The 1,212-nt window shown below is 59.0% G+C and carries 1 protein-coding gene; it reads left to right on the forward strand.

The features are described 5' to 3' along the window. The first annotated feature begins 133 nt into the window (after positions 1–133). The gene (locus tag CQ13_RS16580) at positions 134–1,171 is read left to right on the forward strand and encodes an IS481 family transposase (RefSeq protein ID WP_057843936.1); all 1,038 of its coding nucleotides are present in this window, start codon (positions 134–136) and stop codon (positions 1,169–1,171) included. Positions 1,172–1,212: the final 41 nt, after the last annotated feature.

Consider the following 1,212-nt stretch of genomic DNA (forward strand, 5'->3'; position numbering starts at 1 on the left):
GTGTAAAAGTCTCGACTTAATCTGACAGAATGGTTTGGACTGGTGGGGAAATGGGCTGCGGGGCGAGCGGGAGCGCTCACCCGAACTGGCGCTCCCGCGCTGCCCCGCAGCGTCTCACACAGGAGATGCAACCATGACACAAGAGCAGAAAGTCATTCGCGCGAAGGTCGGGGTGTTGGAACTGGCCAAGCAGTTGGGCAATGTCAGCCAGGCCTGCAAGATGATGGGATATAGTCGCGACAGCTTCTACCGGTTCAAGGAACTGTACGACAAAGGCGGCGAGCTGGCGCTTGCCGAGATCAGCCGGAAGAAACCGATCCTCAAGAACCGTGTCGCGCCTGAGATCGAAGCGGCAGTGGTGGCGCTGGCAATCGAACAGCCGACCTGGGGCCAGGTGCGTGTTTCTAACGAGCTGAAGAAACAGGGCTTGTCGATCTCGCCGTTCGGTGTGCGGGGCGTCTGGTTGCGCCACGATCTGGCGAACACCAAGACGCGGCTCAAGGCGCTCGAAGCCAGAATGGCACAGGAGGGCTTTGTCCTCACCGAAGCTCAGGTCGTGGCGCTGGAGAAAGCCAAGACCGAGAAGGAGGTCCACGGCGAGTTCGAGAGCGAATGTCCCGGCTATTGCGGCGCCCAGGACACCTTCTATGTCGGCAACATGAAGGGCGTGGGCCGCATCTATCAGCAGACCTTCATCGATACCTACAGCAAGGTGGTCTTCGCCAAGCTCTACGACCGCAAGACGCCAATCACCGCGGCGGAGATGCTGAACGATCGGGTGCTGCCGTTCTTCGAAGAGCACGGTATTGTACTGTACCGGGTGCTGACGGATCGTGGCACCGAGTATTGCGGCAACCCCGAGCATCACGACTACGAGCTCTATCTCGCCGTCGAGGACATCGATCATACGCGGACCAAGACCAAGAGCCCGCAGACCAACGGAATCTGCGAGCGCTTCCATCGAACCGCGCTCGATGAGTTCTATCGTGTGGCGTTCCGCAAGAAGATCTATCGAACCATCGACGAGCTGCAGAATGATCTCGATGTTTGGGTGACGGCGTACAACGAAACGCGCCCGCATCAGGGACGATGGTGCTATGGAAAAACACCGATGCAAACCTTCCTTGACGCGCTGCCCATTGCGAAGGAGAAATTGCTGCCGGCCGCGTAGCGCCGGACACAAATCTTCGTCGGACACCCACCACGACGAAG

The sequence above is a fragment of the Bradyrhizobium retamae genome (genome assembly GCF_001440415.1).
Taxonomy (GTDB): domain Bacteria; phylum Pseudomonadota; class Alphaproteobacteria; order Rhizobiales; family Xanthobacteraceae; genus Bradyrhizobium; species Bradyrhizobium retamae.